Genomic DNA, 20,610 nt, shown 5'->3' with positions numbered 1-20,610 from the left:
GTTAGTCCTCCGGAAAATCTTGACTCCAATCTAGGCGATTGAAAACAATCTGTCAAATTCCCACATTACAGGGAGTTAATTATCTGCTGCAGTTGACCGTATGATTTATACCCAATAAAAAGCCGGTCATTGATGATGAGTGACGGAGTTCCGGTAACACCCTGTTCAGACAATTCTTTCTGGATATCCTTGATACGCCGAAGATTGGCTTCGTTGTTCATATGAGCTTCAAACTGTGCCAGATCTGCTCCCAGGCCGGCTGCGTGTTCGAGGACGGATTCACGGCTGAGCTCCTGAATGTTTTCAAACAGGAAATCGAAAAAATCCCAGAACATATCCTGTTCCTCGGCTGCCGATGCTGCCAGAGCGGCCTCAATGGCATTTTCATGGATATTGTCCAGGGGAAAGGGAAGGTATGAAATTTTCACCTCACCGGATGATACAAGATCTTCCCGAATGCGGGGGAACAGTTCCCGGTACTCCCGAATGCAGAACGTGCACTGAAAATCCAGAACCAGAATCATCTCAACATCGGCTGTTTGGCTTCCCAGGTAGCTGTAATCTTTCAAATCTCCGATATTCATTCGGGGGGCGGTTTCCGCCGACTGACCTGTCCTTGCCCCTTCATCGGACTGGGTCTGAATCAGACGTATTACCGCTGTCCCCAACTCATCGATCCGACGGTTTATGCTAAGCTGCATGAAGATCAGGGAGATTGCGATTCCTGCAATCATTATCAGAAGTACAATATTTATGGTTTTTTGAGTCACTGTGTTTTTCATGAATACTATTCTATCGTTTTTAGCTAAGTCCCATCAATATCATATAAAATAACTAAACAAATAAATGTCCGAAAAAATCAAAAAAGGCGGTTTGATTCCTTTACTTTGAATTTGCAGGCTCATAGAATATAGGAAGATACTATTAGGAGGCGTGTATGCGCAAAGGTCTTTTTCTCGTTACAATGGTTGTTCTGCTGGCAGTGATTGTAAGCGGATGTAGTCTGTTCGGTGGACAGAAAACATACAGCTTTGAGTCCTTCGGGGTTTGTGTGGAAATTACAACCAGTGATAAAGATGTTCAGGATGCTGCAGAAGCTGCAGGATACAGTGAAGGTCCCTGCCCCACTGAAGGTGCACTCGGTACCTGCGAAGACTACACAACTATTGAAGGTGAATCCTTCTCGGCTACGTATTATGAAGAAATCGGTGATGCTTCAACTGCTGAAACCGCCTGCGAAGCAATCGGGGGAACCTGGAACGCCAATTAAGGTAGTCATCGATTGAAGCCGCTTTGAGGGGATGTTAAATTCTATTTAACATCCTCTTTTTTTATCATCTCCATTGCAGGGTATTCTGATAATACTTATAATATTTACATCATTACTACCGGACGGCATTACCCACCTTTGTAGCATCAGTAATTCGGGAAAAGGAGCGGGTATATGAAATATCCTGGACGCATATTAATTGTTGTCGTTCTGCCGTTTGTATTCAGCCTCACTTCCTGCGACATGATCCTTGGCTTATTCGGAAGTCAGGAAGAGAGGGTTGTGGGAAGGATTCTCAATGATGATCAGCTCGATATTCTTGATGAATTGGGGATGACTTTCAATTCCGGTGAAAATCCTCCGGATATCGAAGGGTACTATCGGGGAACTGACCTTGACGCAATCGGCGATACTACCGAGCAATTCCCACAGAACCTGGATTACATATTCCGGTTCTACGGACAGACAGATAATGAACTCCTCATCGATTATGAAAACTTATACCAAACAGATTCCGCATCCGGTGAAGGAGCGTATATTTTCGGAGAGAATAACCAGTTCAGCGTGTATATAGAGCAGGAAGGAACAGCATCCGGGATTGATTACACCTCCGCCTACGTGTACAGCGGAACCTACACCTCATCGGGAATTGAGGATTTTCAGTTTGCATTTATCCTTACTGAGAAAGACGCCGATCCAAGCGGTGTTCTGATAGGTGAAAATGAAGCCCGGGTTTACGAGGAAAGCGACGGACTTGCAGAAACTGTAAGCGGCTTTTACTCAATACAAGCTCCTGCTGCTGATGTTCAGCGAAACCTCATGCAGCGCTGAAGACTCAATTGAGATCATTTCGCCAAACGAATCCCTCTGCGGTCGCGCCGAGGGTTCGCTTCAAATCCGGATTCATTCAATATATACAAAAAAGGCCGACCCCGAAGGATCGGCCTTTTTTGTATAATCGGGCTGGCCGGATTATCGCGGAGTGCGATAACCGGCGGATCTACCAATAAAAAACGGAATCCAACCGGATTCCGTTTTTGCATAGATCTCGGGCTGGCCGGATTTGGTCTCCAGTCGCCTGCATCCAGCAGGCTCCCTTCGACCCGTCCCTTCACCTTTCGGCCTCATCCGGAGGCCTCAGCGCTCCAGGTTTTCGCGCCGGTTCAGGGCTTCAAATCCGGATTCATTCAATATATACCAAAAAAGGCCGACCCCGAAGGATCGGCCTTTTTGTATAATCGGGCTGGCCGGATTTGGTCTCCAGTCGCCTGCATCCAGCAGGCTCCCTTCGACCCGTCCCTTCACCTTTCGGCCTCATCCAGAGGCCTCAGCGCTCCAGGTTTTCGCGCCGGTTCAGGGCTTCAAATCCGGATTCATTCAATATATACAAAAAAGGCCGACCCCGAAGGATCGGCCTTTTTGTATAATCGGGCTGGCCGGATTTGGTCTCCAGTCGCCTGCATCCAGCAGGCTCCCTTCGACCCGTCCCTTCACCTTTCGGCCTCATCCAGAGGCCTCAGCGCTCCAGGTTTTCGCGCCGGTTCAGGGCTTTAAATCCGGATTCATTCAATATATACCAAAAAAGGCCGACCTCGAAGGATCGGCCTTTTTGTATAATCGGGCTGGCCGGATTTGGTCTCCAGTCGCCTGCATCCAGCAGGCTCCCTTCGACCCGTCCCTTCACCTTTCGGCCTCATCCAGAGGCCTCAGCGCTCCAGGTTTTCGCGCCGGTTCAGGGCTTCAAATCCGGATTCATTCAATATATACAAAAAAGGCCGACCCCTGAGGATCGGCTTTTGTATAATCGGGCTGGCCGGATTTGGTCTCCAGTCGCCTGCATCCAGCAGGCTCCCTTCGACCCGTCCCTTCACCTTTCGGCCTCATCCAGAGGCCTCAGCGCTCCAGGTTTTCGCGCCGGTTCAGGGCTTCAAATCCGGATTCATTCAATATATACAAAAAGGCCGACCCCGAAGGATCGGCCTTTTTGTATAATCGGGCTGGCCGGATTTGAACCGGCGACCCCTTGTCCCCCAGACAAGTACGCTAAACCACTGCGCTACAGCCCGTTTTCTGAATGGCAGAAGCGCAGTGCGCAAATGCATTCAGCGAACGGAATCAGATTCCGTCCGTTATTGAGTGGATCATTATAAGAAAATTCACGGTTTCGTCAAGGATGGGTGGAGAAAAATCGTAACCAGTGCACAGAAGCTTGTAAAACAAAAAAATCCGGGAAATCGGTTCCAGATATGGCGGCGTCAAATTTTACGCCGCACTACCTGGAGGGGAGGTTTCCGCTTCCCTGTGAAAAATCATTATTTTTCACAAGCTTCTGTGCACTATCAATGCATCACCTATGCCGGCTCCGGGTTAATCTCTCCAAAAGCCTCTGGCGCTGTAGGCTCATTTCCTGAATCTCCACAAGAATCTTTTTATGCCTGGAAAGAAGTTCCCCGTAGTATTCCGGAACGGCTATCTCGCCTTCGGCTCCTTTAAACCGGCGAATCTCCCTCATTGTGTCGGGGGAGAATACAGCACGAATATACGCATACTGTTTCTCCACCAGCCCCAGGTGTATTAACGCCTTGCGAATCCATTCCGCCCGTTGCCTCAGCGGTTCCTTGGAGGAATCCGGCGGTATGGCGTCAGGGTTCCACTCTTCATGGAGGCGGCACGCCAGGGTATACAGCGGACGGTATAAATCTTCCGGGACAGGCGGCCTTGAGTTGGATATTTGTCCCCGGGATAAATCCAGGAGAGCAAGCCTGATCAGGGGATACATATGCAGATAGTCCTCACCCGCCGGTTTCCCCAGCCGTTCTTCCGCTTCACTCAGCATGGTGCGGGCAATATTGTAAGACCGCCGAATAATATGTGCAGGGGTATCGCCGGAGGACCGCTCCTTCCATTCAAGAAAATTGGCCATACCCATATGGATCTGCTGACAGGTTGGTATGCTGTACATATCTGCATAGTTCGTTGTGGAGTGATGCTTAGTGTAAATGAATATCCCCGCCATAAATTCATCAGATACTGATCCTGCTGATGCAATAAGTTCGGATGTTAACCGGGCAGAGCCGTCCCTGTCTTTATGCTGATACTGCATTCTTGAGCTGTATAGATAATACAGATACCAGAAATCCGTATCAGCTTTGGGGGAATCCTGTTCACCGGGAACAGAGCCGGCGGCATACTCTTCCAGCAATATGATGGCGTCGTCCCGGTCCATGCAGATGGAAACGAAGTAGCGGTGATCCAAGCCCGATGTATCGGGGTGATAGCGTTTGCTCAGCTGTCTGAATGCCGCCTCCAGCCCGCTTCTGCTGCGTATTTCGCCGCTGCGAACTTTCTCCACCAGTATTCCCATCCTCTGGACAAGCCTCCCTGCAGATATTAGGCTAAGTCGAATGAGCGGACATTACAGCCCGGAAGAGCAAACCACCGGCAGACGCTGGTGGCTCATATTCTCCATCATCAACACCTTCTCCTTCCAGTTCCTGGCGGGAAACGTGATTATCCTGTTTATCATCCGCCTGGGTGCCAGCAAGACCGTTGTGGGAGTGGTGTCTTCATTCTTCCATGCTTCCTATCTTATCATGCCGGTGGGCCGACTGCTATCCAGAAGACTGGGGATCGTGAAGGGTTTTCATATGGCCTGGATGGTTCGCTACCTTGCCATCAGTCCGCTCCTTCTTGCACCGTTTATTGCCTTGTCCGGCGTGGCTGATGCCAATACCCTGGCGCTTATCATTGTTGTGGGCTCATATTTTGGTTTTCAGATGATACGGGGTTCTGGGATGGTGAGTCTTTCACCCCTCCTTACCGAATTGTCCCACGGCGGTGACAGAGGGCGGTTTTTGTCTCTTTCCCGGATTCTTTCCAACATATCCATTCTGTTCGGCGTGCTCATTGTAGCGCTGTTTCTGGGGGATGATGCTCCGCTGATGAAATATCTTATTTCCTTCGCCGCGGGAATTGTGCTGGGCTACGCCGGAGTGTACTCCCTTTCCCGGATTCCGGAAATCCGGAGGCCCGAAGGACACAGCGATCAGGGGCTGAAGCAAAGTTTCCGGGATATCTGGAAGGAGCGGAAATTCCGGAAGTACTTTGCCACACTCCCGGTGGTGGGCTTCTCCCTGGGAATAGTGAAGCCCTTCCTGCTGGTATATGCAAAAGATGTGTATCAGTTTTCCGATAACCGAGTGCTTTTTCTCACGGTTGCCGGCAGTCTGGGCGCCATTGCCATGGGAGTGATCAGCAGGAAATTTATCGACCGTGTTGGTGCGAAGCCCTTCATGATGATCTGGATACTTCTGATGGCGGCAGGAGCACTTGCAATTGTACTTGTCCCTCTCACCGCAGGTGCGCTGAGCTGGGTGTTTCTGCTGCTCCTGTTTTTCATTGCCATGATGGGCTGGAACGGTGCCGACAATACCGCCCAGACCTACTTTTTCTCACTCCTTCAGCCCCAGCAGCAGCTGAGTTTCGGAATTGTGTATTTTCTCACAGTAGGTGCCTCCGGAGTAGCCGGGGCAAGCCTGGCGGGAATGTTTCTGGACCTTCTTCAGGGTCCCCTGGGTGTGGAGGGTCGGATGAGTCATGTGTATCTGTTTGCAGGAGTGCTGGCGATTCTGGTTCTGGCTTTTTTCCTTGCCGCCAGAATGGAGCGGCTGGGCGCCTTGAGCTTTCGCAGGTCTTTGAGCGAACTGTTCAGCCTGAGACTCCGCAGCCGGGGACGCTGAGCCGGGGCGCCGGCTTTGAGTCTTCTGCGACCCGTCCCAGCCCGGCGGGGGGGCTCGCCACTGCACACCGGAGCAGCATGGTCCGGCGGCGGCAGTTGTACCGCCCGGAACCGGTTTGGCTCAGTTGCTGCGGCGGGTTTCGTCACCTTTAATGAGAAGATCCCGGTAGAGGGCTTCTTTCCTGTGCAGATATTCCATGGGTACCTGGTAGGCGGCCTCAAGCTCTTCCTTTGAGCATACTGCCTTGGAATCCCCCAGCACAAAATCGCCGTCTTTCCGCATGAGAAGAGTGTTGTCTGCATAATCCCGGCACAGATGAATGTTGTGAGCGGAGAAAAGGACGCTCCGCTCTGTCCGGTGGGCGTAATCCTGAAGGAAGGCAAGGGACTCCTCCTTCTGCTTCTCCTCCATGGCGAAAACCGGTTCATCCAATACCGTGATTGCCGATCCGTATGCCATTGATATGGCGATAAGAGCCCGCTGCATTTCACCCTTGGACAGCTCCTGGAATTTTCTGTTCTTCACCTGTTCCAGGTGGAGGGCGCGGCTGCTTTCTTCCAGAATCCAGTCGGTTTTGGATGTGTGGATGCCCTGGTCAAATACCTGTTCCAGCACGGTGCCCAGATTGTCTTCGGTTTCAAACTCCATATTCTGATACACCACGGAAACCAGGGCGTTCCGCTCGGCTTCAATGGCGGGATCCTGGGCCGCTTTCCGGAATTTTTCGGTGTTCCGTCCGAGGATCTCTATTGAGCCCTGAACGGGGAAGCGGCGGGCGGCTGCCAGAAGCATGAGGGTGCTTTTCCCGATTCCATTCTCGCCGATAATGCTGAGGACGCCAGCGGGGAGATCCAGATCCAGATTTCTGAAGACAAAGTGAATGTCATCTTCTGTCAGTTCCTTCGGATTCTCCGGTGCGTCAGCATCAATATAAAAAAAACTTACATCTTTCAGTGAAATAATCGCATTTTCCATGTCCATGGGGCATAGTACTCATGCCGGCCCGGGAGTTCAATATGCAGGAGGTCGTGAGCTGTTGATTACTTCATTGACTTCTGCCCCGGCAGCCCCTAGAATACCTATGTACCATTAACCAAGGAGTCATTATGTCCAAATTGCAAAGCAGCTATATGGGGATGGACCTGAAAAACCCCCTGATTGTCGGTGCCTGCAGCCTGACATCAAATATGGATGCCATCCGGAAGATCGAAGATAACGGAGCCGGCGCATTAATTATCAAGAGTCTGTTTGAAGAGCAGATTCAGTACAAGAGCCATAACCACGACCAGGATCTGCATATGTACGATAACTGGCACGCGGAAATGCACAGCATTTTTCCCGAGGTTGAGCATGCCGGTCCGGATGAGCATCTCATGTGGACTCAGCGGGCCAAGGAGGCGGTGAAGATCCCGGTCATTGCCAGTCTCAACGCCATAAATACCGCAACCTGGTCGGAATGGGCCAAGCAGCTTCAGGACACCGGTGTGGACGGTTTGGAACTGAACTTTTTCGCCATTCCCGGTGACCGTACCGAAGCCGCCGCTGATATTGAAGCGGGCCAGATTGAAGCCATAAAAGCGGTGAAGAAGGCGGTGAAAATTCCCGTATCCATTAAACTGAGCCCTTATTACACCAGCCCGTATCAGTTTATATCCAAACTTGCGGATGCAGGTGCAGACGGTCTGGTTCTTTTTAACCGGTTCTTTCACCCGGCGATCGATGTTGAAAACGAAAGCAGCAGCTACCCATGGAACCTTTCCACTCCCCAGGATGCCGGTCTGCCTCTCCGTTTTGTGGGGATGATGGCGGATAAGGTTTCCGCAGATATTTGTGCCTCCAACGGTATTCATGAAGCGGAAGACGCCATTGCCATGCTTCTGGCCGGAGCGAGCAGCTTTCAGGTGGTGAGCACTCTCTACAAGAACAAGCTGAAAAAGATCGGCGATATTCTGAATGGAATTGAAAAGTGGATGGATACGAAAGGGTATAAAGGTATTAAGGATTTCAGAGCCAAACTTTCCGAATCCCAAAACGAAGACAAGATGGCGTACCGCAGAGTTCAGTATGTCCGCATGCTTCTTCGCAGCAACGACTATATTGAGCGTCCCAACGTAATCTGAGTCCATACCGGGCAATAAGCCCGGGAAAAACTCTCTACGCATTGAACCGCCGGTATTCCCCGGCGGTTTTTTTTCCTCTATTCTGTCTATTCGAATCTGGCGATTCGAGGAAATGAATGCCTGAATCCGGAGCTGAAATGACTGTAGAAAAAGAACCTTTTGGAATACTGGAAAACGGCCGGGAAATTACCCGGTGGACAATGAGAGCCCGCCGGGGAATACCGGACTCCGTGAGTCTGATTGACTACGGTGCGGCAATTTCCTCAGTGCGGTGGGAGGGCACACAGGTCTGTCTGGGGATGGATGACCTTCAGGGTTATCGGAGGCAGGATGCCTACCTTGGTGCAACCTGCGGACGCTATGCCAACCGCATCCATAACGGAGAGTTTATTCTTGATGGTGAGAGGTTTACTCTCCAGAAAAATGACGGGGATAACAGTCTTCATGGAGGCAATGCGGGGTTTTCTCACAGGGCATGGAAGGGTGAAATCCTTGATTGTGAATCGGAAGCCGTTGCCGGGGTGGGCTTCGAACTTGAATCTCCCCATATGGAGGGGGGCTACCCGGGAAATCTGAAGGTGCGTGTTGAATATTATCTCAGCGAAGACGGCTATCTGTATATCTATTACCGGGGGGAAGCGACCGACCCACTGTAGTAAACCTCACCAATCACGCCTATTGGAACCTGAGCGGAGAGTCATCAGGAGCGGTGTACGACCACAGGCTTCAGCTCCATGCTTCCGGGTACGTGGACGTGGACTCCCGGGCAATACCCAACGGCACGATACTGCCGCCGGACTGCGGGAGAGGTGCCATGGATTTCACCTCCCCACGGATGCTTCGGGAAGTGATGTGCCCCCGCCCGGGAATCGAAGGCGTTCCGGTTGAGGCTTCATTGCCCAATGGAATTGATCATTGCTATGTGGTGGATGAAAGTTCGTCGGAGCTTACTCCGCCGGGGCATGGAGGGGCTCTGGACGCCCTTGTGGAGCATCTGGGTCCCCGGCTGGGTGCCCGTCTTGAGATTCCCGGCAGCCGCAGCATGGAAGTGTACACCAGCTATCCCGGTATTCAGGTGTATACGGGAAATTTCCTGGATATCGAAGCGGGCCGGGACGGGAAGCATTTCTCCAGGCATGGAGCCGTCTGTCTTGAGACTCAGCATTTCCCCGATGCCCCCAACCAGCCATCATTTCCTTCCACCGTTCTCCGTCCCGGGGAGGTGTATGAACATCTTACGGTGCACCGTTTCAGCCAGGTTTCAGACCGTGGATGAAAAATGGCGGAAAATTACCGATTTCAGCTCTCCGCTGTCCGGGGTGAAATAGTCCGGGGACAATGACTGCAGCAGTTCCGCATCCCGGTATCCCCAGCCCACGGCGGCGAAGGGCACCCCTGCGTTCGCAGCCGTGCGGTAATCCACCTCCGAGTCTCCAACATAGAGAATTCGGCTCATCCCGAGCCCAAGCTGCTGCGCAATGAGCTCAAGGCCCCGGGGATCGGGCTTTCGGGGTATGTGATCCTTTCGGCCGGCAACGGCATGAAAGGTTCCGGGAAACAGTTCGTCGGTAATCTGCTGAACGAGCACGTCATCTTTATTGCTCAGCACCCCCAGAAGGAGGCCCCGTTCTCTCAGCTCTTTCAGCAGCCCGGGAATGCCGGGGTAGGAGGCGCTTACTCCCAGGGGATCTTTGCGGTAATGTTCCCGGAGTTCGTCTGCAATGGCTTCCCCCAGTTCACTGCGGCGGGCAGCGTCCAGTTCCGGGGCATGCTCTTCAACGGCATCGTGAGCAAGCTGAATAAGCCCATGGCCCACCAGCCGCCGAACCGTCACCAGATCCATCTCCTGCAGCCCGTGGGTGATTAAACTATGATTCAGGGATCTGCGGATATCTTCCAGAGTATAGAGAATCGTACCGTCCAGATCAAAAATTACCCCATGTTTGCCCTGTGTCACTGAAGAGCCCCCTGCAAAATTGATGCCCGGGAGTCTATCGGGGTGCGGGGTTTTTCTCAAGACCCGGAAAGGGCATATCGGCTCTGCTGCAGCCCCCATGATGGTGGAAGGTCAAAAACTATGTTAGTATATTTCTCTTACTCCCCGGGGTATATGGCTGTTCAGTTCCTATGAGAACCTGGCTCCGGGGGAATCTTCCGGAACATTGCACCGGGAGCATTAAAAAAACGAAGATCTACCAGGAGTTTATATGTCGTCAAAACCCTCCGAACGCATACACCTGTTGCAGGAGTATCTGAAAAAGCAGAATGCTTTCGCAGCAGTAATTCCGTCAACCGACCCCCATATGTCAGAGTATGTGGCAGAACGGTGGCGGGGCCGTTCCTGGATCAGCGCTTTTGAAGGATCGGCAGGTACGGTGGCGGTAACACAGAAGGATGCGGCACTCTGGACCGATTCCCGCTACTTTCTGGAAGCCGGCCGGGTTCTGAAGAACAGCGGCATTGCCCTTATGAAACAGGGATTGCCGGAAACTCCGTCCATTGAACAGTGGCTTATGCAAATGAAGGGCAAGCAGGAAGGAGCCCGGGTTCTGGTTGCCGCAGATTCCTTCGCTCTGAAAAGCTTCGAGTCCATGCAGAGTGAGCTTGCTAACGGAGACATCTCCCTTGAAGCGGCTCCGGATTTTCTGGATACCATCTGGGAGAACCGGCCCGGCCTCCCGGCGGAGGAAATTTACGCCCATGACTCCACGTTCAGCGGAGAGACCCGGAACGACCGGATTACCCGGCTCAGGGAGTTCGCCGATTCCAGGGGCTATGAGCGCATCCTGATCACCGCCCTGGATGAAATTGCCTGGCTGCTTCAGCTTCGGGGACGGGATGTTGAGTTCAACCCGGTTTTTTACGCATATGCACTGCTGGAAACCCGGGGCCCGGTTCTGCATCTCTGCACTCACGCTGAGAATATTTCCCCGGATTTGCGAAGAGAGCTGGAAGCGGACAACGTGCATATTCACGGGTATCAGGATATCGGGAAGCTGCTCACATCATCGGAAGGGCAGGTTGCTGCGGATCCTTTGACTCTCAACATGGAGACGGCGTCCATCCTGGGTGACAGGCTGGTCAAACTGCCGTCCCCTGTGCGGAGCTGGAAGGCATGTAAAAATCCGAAAGAAATTGAATCAACCCGGAATGTGATGATACGGGACGGCGTGGCAATGGTGAACTTCCTCTACTGGCTGGAACATGAGCTGAAGGACGGTTCGTCTCTGGATGAGCTGGCTGTTTCCCGGAAGATCACAGAATTCCGCAGCACACAGAAGAACTATGTGGGAGACAGCTTCCGTTCCATAGTAGGCTTCAACGATCATGGTGCCGTTGTTCATTATTCTGTGGATGAAAACAGCTCAAGCCCCATTCAGGGGAACGGACTGCTGCTTATTGACAGCGGCGGACAGTACCTGGACGGAACAACGGATATTACCCGTACGGTTGCCGTTCATGATGTGGACCGTGAAGCCAAACATCATTTTACGCTGGTGCTGAAAGGTCACATTAATCTTGCATCGGCAGTGTTTCCCGAAGGCACCCCTGGAATACAGCTGGACAGTCTGGCCCGCCGCCCCCTGTGGCAGAACGGTTTGAACTACGGCCACGGAACCGGACATGGTGTGGGATTTGCGCTGAACGTCCACGAAGGCCCCCAGAGCATCAGCCCCCGTCTGATTTCAACACCTCTGCAGCCGGGCATGATCTGCTCCAATGAACCCGGCTACTATCTTGAAGGCGCCTACGGTATCCGCATTGAAAACCTTGTTGCGGTGGGACCTCATGAATCCTATTCCGGATTTCTCTGTTTTGAGGATCTCACTCTCTGTCCCATTGAACTGAGCCTCATAGAGCGGGACCTTCTGAACGATGAGGAAATATCCTGGCTGAATGATTATCACGACATGGTATGGAGAAATCTTTCCCCCCATCTGGAACAGGAGCAGCGCATCTGGCTCCAGCATAAGACCCGGAAGCTTCAGCGCAGAGAGTAATGACCTGGGGACCAAGCCGATGGAAAGCTGGCGGCTGATTTATTCCTGCGGAATGATTTCCCGGAAATCACCGTTGTTCTGCAGGAATTTGATATAGTCCGACCGTGTAACCTGACCCACCACCTTTTCATCTTCGAGGATAGGAAGGTGACCGATATCGTGGCGGTAAAACATCTGCTCGATCTCCCGGATGGTGGTGTTTCTGTCGGCGTGAATCACATTTCTGGTCATATATGCATGGACCGGTGCGTTCATCTGTCCGGCTTTTCGTCCTTTTTGGATGTCCCTGAGGGTGATCATCCCCACCAGACGTTCGTCTTCATCCACCACCGGCGCCCCGGAATTGCCGCTCTCTTCAAGTCGCAGGGCCGAATCCAGGAGTGTCATCTTCCGGGAAATAGTCACCGCCTCCCGCATCAGCTCCATGCTGGTAAGAGCGTGCTTCAGCCGCTGTTCCAGCATGTTCAACAGGTGTGCGTATATGGGAAATCCCGATGAGTTCTTGATTAATGCGCTGGCAGCCTGGGGATGGCCTGCTCCGCCGAAGCTGTTCATAATAATATTCAGATCGATACGGGGATTTCCCGCCCGCCCGATGAGCAGATGGGAACCCTCTTTTTCAAGCTCGAAAACGGCAATGTAGGCATCTGCGTCCTCAACTTCAAAAATCCGCTCAATTACCGCGGCAAGCCCCGCCATCTGGCCCTCCAGTTTCATCCAGCTGGTGATGATGGAATATCCCTGGATATTGTGGAACTGAATGGTGTTCAGCAGGCGGTGAAACAAGCTCACCTGGTGTTCTTCTCTCAGCTTGGAAAGAAGTTTTCCCACGGCATTCAGCGAGGCACCGTGTTCCATGAGATACTGGGCGGCCTGAAAATCCCTGCCGGTAACGTTGCCGTGGGAAAAGTTTCCGGTGTCCGCATAGATTCCCGCCAGAGCGATGGTTGCGTCGTTCTCATCAACATGGATGTCGCGCTTCAGCAGTTCCATGCACAGCATGGAGGTGTTGGCTCCGAAATCGCCGTCGTAGACGCTGGCACCGGGAATATCGCAATCCGTTTCGCAATGATGATCGTACACGGTGATTTTTCCACTGAAGTCGGGAATGAACCGGAAGTACTCCTTAACCCTGTCGTACTGCCGGGTGTCCATTATCACCACCTCATCGATGCTGTGCTTTTTCAGCTCTTTTGCAGTAATCATCTCCAGATGATCCCGGTAGACGGTATACAGATTCTTGGCCACAGGATGGATCCGGCCGCTTCTGACCATCAGGTGACCGGGATACAGATACCGGGCCATGCTGAGACTTCCAAAGCAGTCCAGGTCCATATTGCTGTGACCGAACATGATTTTTTCACCCATAATGTATAAGTCTGCAACGTTCCCGCCGGTATGTCCAGAACGTTTTTCCATTCATCCCCGGGCTGCACCGGAATCCAGGGGCAGGGCTATGCACATATGCCCGCCGCCGCTGAAGAAGCTTTCTTGACCACCCAAAGGATTTTTACCATAGTGGTGTTTCACGGCAACGAGAACGAGGGGGTGCTATGGCCGGCAGCAATCAGAGGTTTTCTCAGGGTGTTTCTCAGCTCGATTCTCAGGGTTTCCCCCTGGGATTCCGTCTTGGGCTGGTGGGCGGCGGACAGCTGGGCAGAATGGTGTGCCAGGAAGCGAGAAATATGGGAATTCACACCATTGTTTTGGATCCCTCCCCCAGACCTCCCGCATACGGTATTGCCGATGAGTGCATCCAGGGCAGTCTCACCGATTCCCGTGCAATTCTTGAGCTTGCCGCCCGGGTTGATGTGCTGAGTTATGAAATTGAACATATCGATGTGAATGCCCTGTATGAAGCCCAGGCTGCAGGCACCCGGGTCCACCCCCGGCCCGGAGCTCTGGAGATAATCCAGGACAAATTGGTCCAGAAGCAGCTTTTCAAGGATGCGGGACTTGCTGTTCCTGCATTCCGGGCTCTGGACGACCCGGAGACGTTAGCTGACGAGCAGCTGGCCGGTGAGCTTGAAAACTTCGGCTTACCCTGCATACAAAAGACCCGGGCCGGCGGCTACGACGGCAGGGGAGTAACCCGCCTGGAACCTGCTTCTCCCGCTGATCTGAAAGCCCGGGCTCTGAAGGGTCCCTCCATGATTGAGGAAGCTGTGGATTTCACCATGGAGCTTGCTGTTCTTATAGCCCGGAATCCGGAAGGCGAGAGCCGGGTCTACCCGGTGGTTGAGATGGTATTCGACTCACGCTCCCAAATCTGCAACTCGGTTTGTGTGCCCGCCCGGATCAGCGAAGTTCAGTCACGCCGTGCAATGGAACTGGCCAGAGCCGCAGTAGATGCCCTTGAGGCCGCCGGCTTGTTTGCCGTGGAATTGTTTCTCACCTCAGATGGAGAAATTCTGATCAACGAAGTGGCTCCCCGGCCCCATAACTCCGGACACTGGAGTATTGAAGCAGCTGAGACCAGCCAGTTTCAGCAGTTTATCCGTGCGGTGTGCGGCCTTCCCCTGGGATCACCGCAGCTGCGCAGCCCGGCGGTGATGATCAATCTCCTGGGCGAAGCTTCAGCCCGGGGCACACCGGCAATTTCCGGCTTCACCGAACTGATGAGCAGCCCCGGAGCCTACATGCACTGGTACGGAAAAGAGGAGGTGCGCCCGCTGAGGAAGATGGGCCACATCACCGTGCTGAACTCGGATCTGGAGATCGCCCTGAAACAGGCCGAACAGCTTGAGCGGACGGTGAGTGTTCGGGCCGTATAGGCTGTGGAGGTGGTACAGGCTGTGCAGGTCGTATAAGCCGCAGAGGTTGTATAAGCCACAGAGGCGGCACAGGCCGTATGGACGGCATAGAACGCATCGACCTGAAACATACCGAATCCGGAGACAGGAACCTGCCTTATTGCAATCTCCGGCGGAACACATCAATAATGAAAACATGAACTATACAGATGAGTACTTCACAATTACCCGGCGCAATGGAGGAGATGCATGAAAGTTGGAATTATCATGGGCAGCGATTCGGACCTTCCGGTTATGAAAGAGGCTGCGGCGGTTCTGGATGAACTGGGAATCGAATATGAAATCACGGTTGTATCCGCCCACAGAACTCCCCGGAGAATGTTCGAATACGCAGAGAAGGCCGCGGGCCGGGGTATTTCGGCAATTATTGCAGGCGCCGGAGGGGCCGCCCATCTGCCGGGGATGGTTGCAAGCCTCACCAGTCTGCCGGTGATCGGTGTACCGGTGAAAACCCGGAGCCTGAACGGCCTGGATTCGCTGTTGTCCATTGTTCAGATGCCCGGGGGAATTCCCGTGGCAACGGTTGCAATTAATGGTGCCAAGAATGCCGGATTGCTGGCCGCACGGATTATCGCTCTGTCGGATTCTGGAGTGCGAAGGCGGGTGGAGGAGTATGCCTCAGGCTTGAAGGGGCAGGTGGATGAAAAAATTGAGCGCCTGGAGCGTCTGGGCTGGAGCGATTACGCGAACAGCATGGAGTGAAGCCGGTGAATCTTCTCTCTCAACTCATCCACGTGCACAAAGCGGGCTTCCCTGACGGCCTCTTTTCCCTCTGCGAAAACCAGGATCCCCGGGATGGTGAAAATGGCGTGCTGGGCTGCAGCTTCCTGCTGCTCCCTCACGTTCACATAGACTGACTCAATTTCCGGGTAATCCTGCAGGATTTCCAGAACCTTGGGCTTCAATGCCGTGCAGACACCGCAATCCGGGGCTGAAAAATATCCCAGAAGCATCCGGCTGTTTTCTATATTGGTTTTCAGTTCGCTGAAACTCTGTATCTCTTTCACGCTGATTGTTATATATATTTATCAATATATATTCAAGTCTCAGATCCGCGTTTTTTCTGTTCCGCCGTCCCCCATTATTGATTTCCGCCGGGAAACCAACTACACTACGCTCCACACCGGGTGTCTTCAAAGCTGATTTTTGAACGCATCTAATCCGAAACAAATTTACTGTGTAATGATATACAAACAGGAGTATCCATGCCCCTTAACTGCGGTATTGTGGGACTGCCCAATGTGGGTAAATCCACCATTTTTTCTGCACTGACCTCTGCCCCCGCTGAAGCAGCCAATTATCCGTTCTGTACAATCGAACCCAATGTGGGCCTGGTGACCGTGCCCGATTCCCGGCTCACCCGAATTGCCGAGTTGATCCCCCCTCAGAAGCTCATTCCCGCTGCGGTTGAATTTGTTGATATTGCAGGTCTGGTGAAGGGCGCCAGCAAGGGTGAAGGTCTGGGAAACAAATTCCTTTCACATATCCGGGAAGTGGGGGTGATTGTCCACGTGGTACGCTGTTTCGAAAATGACGATATTATTCATGTTGATAACAGCATAGATCCCGCAAGCGATATTGAAACCATCAATGTGGAACTGGCTCTTGCCGACCTGGAAACCGTGGAAAAACGCTTTGCAAGGCTGGAAAAGGAGGCCCGGAGCGCAGACAAGAAAGTTCAGGCCATGGCCAAGAGCCTTCAGCCCGTTCTGGTTCAACTGAAGGAGCTTCTCCAGGAAGGCCAACCCGCCCGCAGCCTTGAACTGGACGAGGAACAGGAAGCCCTCATCCGTGATATGCACCTGATCACCCGGAAAAAGATGCTCTATCTCTGCAATGTGGATGAAAATGATATTCACGGCGAGAACCCCCATGTGCAGAAGGTAAAGGCCATCGCCGATACCGAAAGCGCCGGCGTGGTGGTGCTCTGCGGTCAACTGGAAAAAGAGATCGCCGATCTGGAGACAGAGGAGGAGCGTCGGGAATTCCTGGATGAAATGGGCCTGGAAGAAAGCGGATTATCCGCATTGATCAGGGAAGGTTACGATCTTCTGGGTTTGCGCACCTTCTTCACCGCCGGTGAAAAGGAGGTCCGGGCATGGACCTATCATCATGGAGACAAGGCCCCCCAGGCGGCGGGTGTTATTCACAGCGATTTTGAAAAGGGATTTATAAAGGCTGAAGTGTACCACTGCAGCGACTTGTTTGAACTTGGTTCCGAGGCCAAAATCCGGGAAGCGGGAAAGCTCCGGATGGAAGGCAAGGAATATATTGTAAAAGACGGGGATGTGATGCATTTCAAATTCAATGTCTGATATGCGGAGATTCTGACATCTCCCCGCCGGTATCCCGGCCATGGGTCTTGGGTAGCAGTCATGTTGACGGATTTTTTTCTTACATCGAACTCACTTGACCGTTCAGAACGCGAAGCACGCGTACTTGTGGTGGAAGATGAGTTTATTATCGCATCGGCCATCCAGCGGTCCCTTCTCAGGCTGGGATACTCCATTCACGGGGTCTGCAATTCATCCGCGGATCTTGAAAATCAGTTCATGGATTCTCTGCCGGATATTATTCTGATGGATATCGAATTGGAAGGCCAGGACAGCGGCATCGATGCTGCCGAAAGCCTGAGAGAGAAATATGATATTCCTGTTGTGTTTATCAGCGGGTTGAGGGAAGAAGAGGTGATCCGGAGGGTCCCCGAATCGATGCCCTTCGGGTTCGTGGCAAAACCCTTCACCGATCATCAGCTGCGGATGGCTCTCTCCATAGCCCTGTATAAAGCCAGAAGCGAAGCCAGGATCCGATCCCAGGAGATACAGATTCAGCAGCTTCTGGAAAACATGAATCAGGGATACTGTCTTCTGGATGACCGGGGGTATATCCGCTATGTGAACAGGAAGATTCTCCGGACCCTCGGTACAGAAGAGAACCGGCTGAAAGGTCAGGATGCCAGAAAATTTGTGTCTGATGCAGAAATATTTTTCCGGATCTTCCGGTCGGAACATGCAGGTCCCATTCGTCTGCCCCGGGGTATCTGCCCCGAACCCTTCCATGCGGTAATTGCCTATGACCGGGTTCATATTCCCTGCTATATAATTCCTCAATGTATTATTGATGAGCAGACATCCATTCTCCAGGGCTGCTTTCTTTCCATCCTGAACCTGAACAATCTTGAGGGCAAAACATCCGGAAATATGATAGAATAAGAGTACATGGTACATGTAACATTACCGGTGAAAGCCCGGCATTTGCTCCAGCAGGAATATGAAGAGCATGTGGACAGTTTTGAACGTGCACTTTATGAGCTGCATCGAAGGTTGCGCAGCCTTCTGGACAGGAAGCGGATTCGTGCAACGGTGAAATACCGGGTGAAGAGTTTCTCAAGTTATTATCAGAAAATTCAACGTCGCAGCAGCGAAAACGGCCAGCATGACAGTGTGCTGATCAGTGACGTGCTGGGAATCCGGATTGTCTGTCCCTTTATTGATGATCTCACCGCGGTGGAAAATATGCTTACCGGCAACTTCAGCATCAGGGAACGGGAGAAGAAGGGGGCGGAATTTTCCTTCAAGGAGTTCGGCTACGATTCCCTGCACTTTCTTATTAACCTCCCGGAGGATCTCACCGAGAGCTTCCATCTAAGCAAGGACCTGGTTACGGAAATTCAACTTCGCACCATTCTTCAGGATGCCTGGGCGGAGGTGGAGCATGAAATGGTGTATAAATCCCAGATAACCCCCTTCGATGTGAATCTCCGCCGGAAACTGGCGGCTCTGAACGCCAACCTATCCCTTTCGGATATGATTTTCCACGAAATCCGGGTATATCAGAGAGAGCTGCAGCATCAGTTGGACAGACGGAGGGTGGCGTTTATGTCCATGGTTCAAAGCCAGGATATGGAGGAGGATGCCAAAACTGCTCCCCCGGCGGACAGCCTGGGCAGTTTTCCCGATCACCCGCTTCTCCAGAGTGTGAGTACGGAAACCCAGGAGAGCCAGCTGCTGAAGGCCCTGTACGCCCATAACGCCCATCACTATGAAACCGCAATTGAAATTTATGAGCGCATTTTGTCCGAAGATGCCCCCGAGAGCATCCGAACCATGGTGTTTCTTCATCGGGGGATGGCCCTGTTTGCCGTATCCCGATACGAAGAAGCGGAGACAGATTTCCGCAGTTCTCTTGAGGTAAATCCCGAAAATGAGCGGGCCCACCATTATCTGGGACTCACTCTTCGCCAGCTGGGCAGGGAGCAGGAAGCCTTGATTGAGTTCGATTCCTGTCTGGCGTTGAACGGCGGGAATAACGACGCTCTGCTCTCCCGGGCTCAGCTGTATTATTCCATGGGCAACTATTCGGATGCCATATCCGATTGCGATAAAGTGCTGAATACCCAGCCCGGCCACAACCACGCCCGGAAATTCCGGGAATTTATCACCGGACAGCTGGGAATGTGATATACAACAGGGAGATACATCATGAGCAGCGATATTTTTTTTGCCAGTGACAACGCATCCGGTGTGCATCCGGAGATTTTTCAGGCCATGGAACAGGCCAACAGTATCGGCCATGCCGTCAGCTATGGAGAGGACGGCATTACCGAAAAATTTCATGCGGAGATGAAGACCGTTTTCGGTGCAAACAGCCGGGCGTATCTTGTATACAACGGCACCGCCGCAAATGTGATCTCCATCCGAAGTCTGCTGAAAGGATATAACTCGGTTCTCGCACCCCCTACTGCGCATCTGGAGGAAGATGAATGCGGCAGCCTGGAGGCGATTTCGGGAAACAAAATTGAGCATCTCCCCCATGACGGGGGGAAAATCCGTGCTGAAGATATTCCCGCCAAATTGGGCAGAAGAGGATTTGTGCACAGCACCCAGCCGGGAATGGTAAGCATTACCCAGAGTACCGAGCTTGGGCTGGTGTACAGTCCTGAAGAGCTCAGGGCGATCGGTGATCTGTGCAGAGAAGAGGGGCTGCTGTTTCATATGGACGGTGCGCGGATTTCCAATGCCGTGGCCTCGGTGCTGGCGTCATCCCATCCCGGCTGGGCCCGGCTTTCCGATGATGAGCTGATTTCTCTGGGCCGGGACATTCTCCGCTCCATGACTCTGGATGCGGGGGTACATGCGCTTTCTCTTGGAGGTACGAAAAACGGTCTGATGTTCGGGGAGGCGGTTATTCTGATGAACGGTGCCCAGGAGAACGGCGATCTGGAGTTTTACCGGAAACAGGGTGCTCAGCTGGCCTCCAAAATGCGCTATATATCGGCACAGTTCAATGCTCTTTTCGGTAGTTCGCTCTGGCTGAAAAATGCGCTTCGGGCAAATGAGGCGGCCAGGCGTCTGCAGCAGGGGGTCAATGAGATTATTTCCCGGCACCGGGATGTACTGACGAATGACCGGGGAGGCAAGATTCGCATTATCCACCCCCCCCAGGCGAATGCCGTTTTTCTCACCATTCCCCGGAAATGGGGGGCTGCGCTCCAGGACCGCTTTCGCTTCTACAACTGGGACGAAGAAAGCTACCGGCTGATGTGCAGCTGGGACACAGCGGATGAAACCGTGGATGATTTTCTTTCAATGCTTGAGGGATTGATCTCACACAGCTGAAACCTGCGCCCCGGCCTGGAAGGGCGGGGGCTTAGATCGACAGCCGTGT

At 52.7% G+C, this 20,610-nt stretch carries 17 protein-coding genes, 1 tRNA gene and 1 pseudogene; 12 read left to right on the top strand and 7 right to left on the bottom strand.

Annotation, left to right across the window (positions count from 1 at the left end; all coding sequences use genetic code 11):
• Positions 1-65 precede the first annotated feature (65 nt).
• Entirely contained in the window at positions 66-782 is a 717-nt protein-coding gene (locus tag L21SP2_RS17580; protein ID WP_024269239.1) for a DsbA family protein, read from the bottom strand.
• Between the two features lie 155 nt (positions 783-937).
• Between L21SP2_RS17580 and L21SP2_RS14055 the strand changes: the two genes are divergently transcribed.
• Together L21SP2_RS14055 and L21SP2_RS14050 are read left to right on the top strand one after the other, a co-directional pair.
• On the top strand, positions 938-1,270 hold the full coding sequence (locus L21SP2_RS14055) for a hypothetical protein (RefSeq protein WP_024269238.1): 333 nt from the start codon (positions 938-940) through the stop codon (positions 1,268-1,270).
• A 174-nt stretch (positions 1,271-1,444) separates the two neighbouring features.
• Positions 1,445-2,101 (top strand): hypothetical protein, encoded by a 657-nt coding sequence (locus tag L21SP2_RS14050; protein WP_024269237.1) that lies wholly within the window; start codon positions 1,445-1,447, stop codon positions 2,099-2,101.
• A gap of 1,161 nt (positions 2,102-3,262) precedes the next feature.
• Here L21SP2_RS14050 and L21SP2_RS14045 read toward each other — a convergent pair.
• Positions 3,263-3,336 (bottom strand) — tRNA-Pro (locus L21SP2_RS14045).
• Between the two features lie 281 nt (positions 3,337-3,617).
• Complete coding sequence (locus L21SP2_RS14040) at positions 3,618-4,634, bottom strand: hypothetical protein (RefSeq protein WP_024269232.1); 1,017 nt, start codon at positions 4,632-4,634, stop codon at positions 3,618-3,620.
• A gap of 40 nt (positions 4,635-4,674) precedes the next feature.
• On the opposite strand from L21SP2_RS14040, the gene L21SP2_RS14035 reads away from it, so the two are divergent.
• Entirely contained in the window at positions 4,675-6,009 is a 1,335-nt protein-coding gene (locus L21SP2_RS14035; RefSeq protein WP_024269231.1) for an MFS transporter, read from the top strand.
• A 120-nt stretch (positions 6,010-6,129) separates the two neighbouring features.
• Here the strand turns inward: L21SP2_RS14035 and L21SP2_RS14030 are convergent, their stop codons facing one another.
• On the bottom strand, positions 6,130-6,990 hold the full coding sequence (locus tag L21SP2_RS14030; protein ID WP_024269230.1) for an ATP-binding cassette domain-containing protein: 861 nt from the start codon (positions 6,988-6,990) through the stop codon (positions 6,130-6,132).
• Positions 6,991-7,115: 125 nt separating this feature from the next.
• Between L21SP2_RS14030 and L21SP2_RS14025 the strand changes: the two genes are divergently transcribed.
• Both L21SP2_RS14025 and L21SP2_RS19295 read left to right on the top strand, forming a co-directional pair.
• Positions 7,116-8,129, top strand: a complete 1,014-nt coding sequence (locus tag L21SP2_RS14025) for a dihydroorotate dehydrogenase-like protein (RefSeq protein WP_024269229.1) — start codon at positions 7,116-7,118, stop codon at positions 8,127-8,129.
• 116 nt (positions 8,130-8,245) lie between these two features.
• Positions 8,246-9,405: pseudogene (locus L21SP2_RS19295) on the top strand (aldose epimerase family protein).
• Here the strand turns inward: L21SP2_RS19295 and L21SP2_RS14015 are convergent.
• A complete protein-coding gene (locus L21SP2_RS14015) occupies positions 9,391-10,086 on the bottom strand; it encodes an HAD family hydrolase (RefSeq protein ID WP_024269226.1) in 696 nt (231 codons plus the stop codon). The pseudogene L21SP2_RS19295 and the gene L21SP2_RS14015 sit on opposite strands and share 15 nt — an antisense overlap.
• Positions 10,087-10,336: 250 nt before the next feature.
• Here L21SP2_RS14015 and L21SP2_RS14010 point away from each other — a divergent pair, with 250 nt between their 5' ends.
• Entirely contained in the window at positions 10,337-12,130 is a 1,794-nt protein-coding gene (locus tag L21SP2_RS14010) for an aminopeptidase family protein P (protein ID WP_024269225.1), read from the top strand.
• Between the two features lie 39 nt (positions 12,131-12,169).
• On the opposite strand, the gene L21SP2_RS14005 is transcribed toward L21SP2_RS14010, so the two are convergent.
• Positions 12,170-13,549, bottom strand: coding sequence for a CBS domain-containing protein (locus L21SP2_RS14005; RefSeq protein WP_053335711.1), 1,380 nt, complete (start codon positions 13,547-13,549; stop codon positions 12,170-12,172).
• A 134-nt stretch (positions 13,550-13,683) separates the two neighbouring features.
• Here L21SP2_RS14005 and purK point away from each other — a divergent pair, with 134 nt between their 5' ends.
• Positions 13,684-14,904, top strand: coding sequence for a 5-(carboxyamino)imidazole ribonucleotide synthase (gene purK / locus L21SP2_RS14000; RefSeq protein WP_024269222.1), 1,221 nt, complete (start codon positions 13,684-13,686; stop codon positions 14,902-14,904).
• Positions 14,905-15,132: 228 nt separating this feature from the next.
• The gene (gene purE, locus L21SP2_RS13995; protein WP_024269221.1) at positions 15,133-15,645 is read left to right on the top strand and encodes a 5-(carboxyamino)imidazole ribonucleotide mutase; all 513 of its coding nucleotides are present in this window, start codon (positions 15,133-15,135) and stop codon (positions 15,643-15,645) included.
• Here purE and L21SP2_RS13990 read toward each other — a convergent pair.
• Entirely contained in the window at positions 15,624-15,950 is a 327-nt protein-coding gene (locus L21SP2_RS13990) for a thioredoxin family protein (RefSeq protein WP_024269220.1), read from the bottom strand. The genes purE and L21SP2_RS13990 overlap by 22 nt on opposite strands.
• 198 nt (positions 15,951-16,148) lie before the next feature.
• Here L21SP2_RS13990 and ychF point away from each other — a divergent pair, with 198 nt between their 5' ends.
• Genes ychF through L21SP2_RS13970 form a run of 4 tightly spaced genes read left to right on the top strand, consistent with a single transcriptional unit; the run spans position 16,149 to position 20,561 of the window.
• A complete protein-coding gene (ychF, locus tag L21SP2_RS13985; RefSeq protein WP_024269219.1) occupies positions 16,149-17,258 on the top strand; it encodes a redox-regulated ATPase YchF in 1,110 nt (369 codons plus the stop codon).
• Positions 17,259-17,318: 60 nt separating this feature from the next.
• Positions 17,319-18,155: a response regulator gene (locus L21SP2_RS13980; RefSeq protein ID WP_041401633.1), complete on the top strand. Its 837-nt coding sequence runs from the start codon at positions 17,319-17,321 to the stop codon at positions 18,153-18,155.
• Between the two features lie 6 nt (positions 18,156-18,161).
• Positions 18,162-19,403, top strand: coding sequence for a tetratricopeptide repeat protein (locus tag L21SP2_RS13975; RefSeq protein ID WP_024269217.1), 1,242 nt, complete (start codon positions 18,162-18,164; stop codon positions 19,401-19,403).
• Between the two features lie 21 nt (positions 19,404-19,424).
• Entirely contained in the window at positions 19,425-20,561 is a 1,137-nt protein-coding gene (locus L21SP2_RS13970; RefSeq protein ID WP_024269216.1) for a threonine aldolase family protein, read from the top strand.
• Positions 20,562-20,610: the final 49 nt, after the last annotated feature.

Source organism: Salinispira pacifica, from assembly GCF_000507245.1.
Taxonomy (GTDB): Bacteria; Spirochaetota; Spirochaetia; order DSM-27196; family Salinispiraceae; genus Salinispira; species Salinispira pacifica.
This window is presented reverse-complemented; position numbering and strand designations above follow the sequence as displayed.

What these genes read in the sequence shown, in the direction of transcription:
- L21SP2_RS13980 (WP_041401633.1), top strand. Translation starts at nt 17,319, where the DNA reads ATGTTGACGGATTTTTTTCTTACATCGAACTCACTTGACCGTTCAGAA.
- purK (WP_024269222.1), top strand. Translation starts at nt 13,684, where the DNA reads ATGGCCGGCAGCAATCAGAGGTTTTCTCAGGGTGTTTCTCAGCTCGAT.
- L21SP2_RS14025 (WP_024269229.1), top strand. Translation starts at nt 7,116, where the DNA reads ATGTCCAAATTGCAAAGCAGCTATATGGGGATGGACCTGAAAAACCCC.
- L21SP2_RS14050 (WP_024269237.1), top strand. Translation starts at nt 1,445, where the DNA reads ATGAAATATCCTGGACGCATATTAATTGTTGTCGTTCTGCCGTTTGTA.
- L21SP2_RS14030 (WP_024269230.1), bottom strand. Translation starts at nt 6,990, where the DNA reads ATGGACATGGAAAATGCGATTATTTCACTGAAAGATGTAAGTTTTTTT.
- purE (WP_024269221.1), top strand. Translation starts at nt 15,133, where the DNA reads ATGAAAGTTGGAATTATCATGGGCAGCGATTCGGACCTTCCGGTTATG.
- ychF (WP_024269219.1), top strand. Translation starts at nt 16,149, where the DNA reads ATGCCCCTTAACTGCGGTATTGTGGGACTGCCCAATGTGGGTAAATCC.
- L21SP2_RS14005 (WP_053335711.1), bottom strand. Translation starts at nt 13,549, where the DNA reads ATGGAAAAACGTTCTGGACATACCGGCGGGAACGTTGCAGACTTATAC.
- L21SP2_RS17580 (WP_024269239.1), bottom strand. Translation starts at nt 782, where the DNA reads ATGAAAAACACAGTGACTCAAAAAACCATAAATATTGTACTTCTGATA.
- L21SP2_RS13970 (WP_024269216.1), top strand. Translation starts at nt 19,425, where the DNA reads ATGAGCAGCGATATTTTTTTTGCCAGTGACAACGCATCCGGTGTGCAT.
- L21SP2_RS14010 (WP_024269225.1), top strand. Translation starts at nt 10,337, where the DNA reads ATGTCGTCAAAACCCTCCGAACGCATACACCTGTTGCAGGAGTATCTG.
- L21SP2_RS14035 (WP_024269231.1), top strand. Translation starts at nt 4,675, where the DNA reads ATGAGCGGACATTACAGCCCGGAAGAGCAAACCACCGGCAGACGCTGG.
- L21SP2_RS13975 (WP_024269217.1), top strand. Translation starts at nt 18,162, where the DNA reads ATGGTACATGTAACATTACCGGTGAAAGCCCGGCATTTGCTCCAGCAG.
- L21SP2_RS14055 (WP_024269238.1), top strand. Translation starts at nt 938, where the DNA reads ATGCGCAAAGGTCTTTTTCTCGTTACAATGGTTGTTCTGCTGGCAGTG.
- L21SP2_RS14040 (WP_024269232.1), bottom strand. Translation starts at nt 4,634, where the DNA reads ATGGGAATACTGGTGGAGAAAGTTCGCAGCGGCGAAATACGCAGCAGA.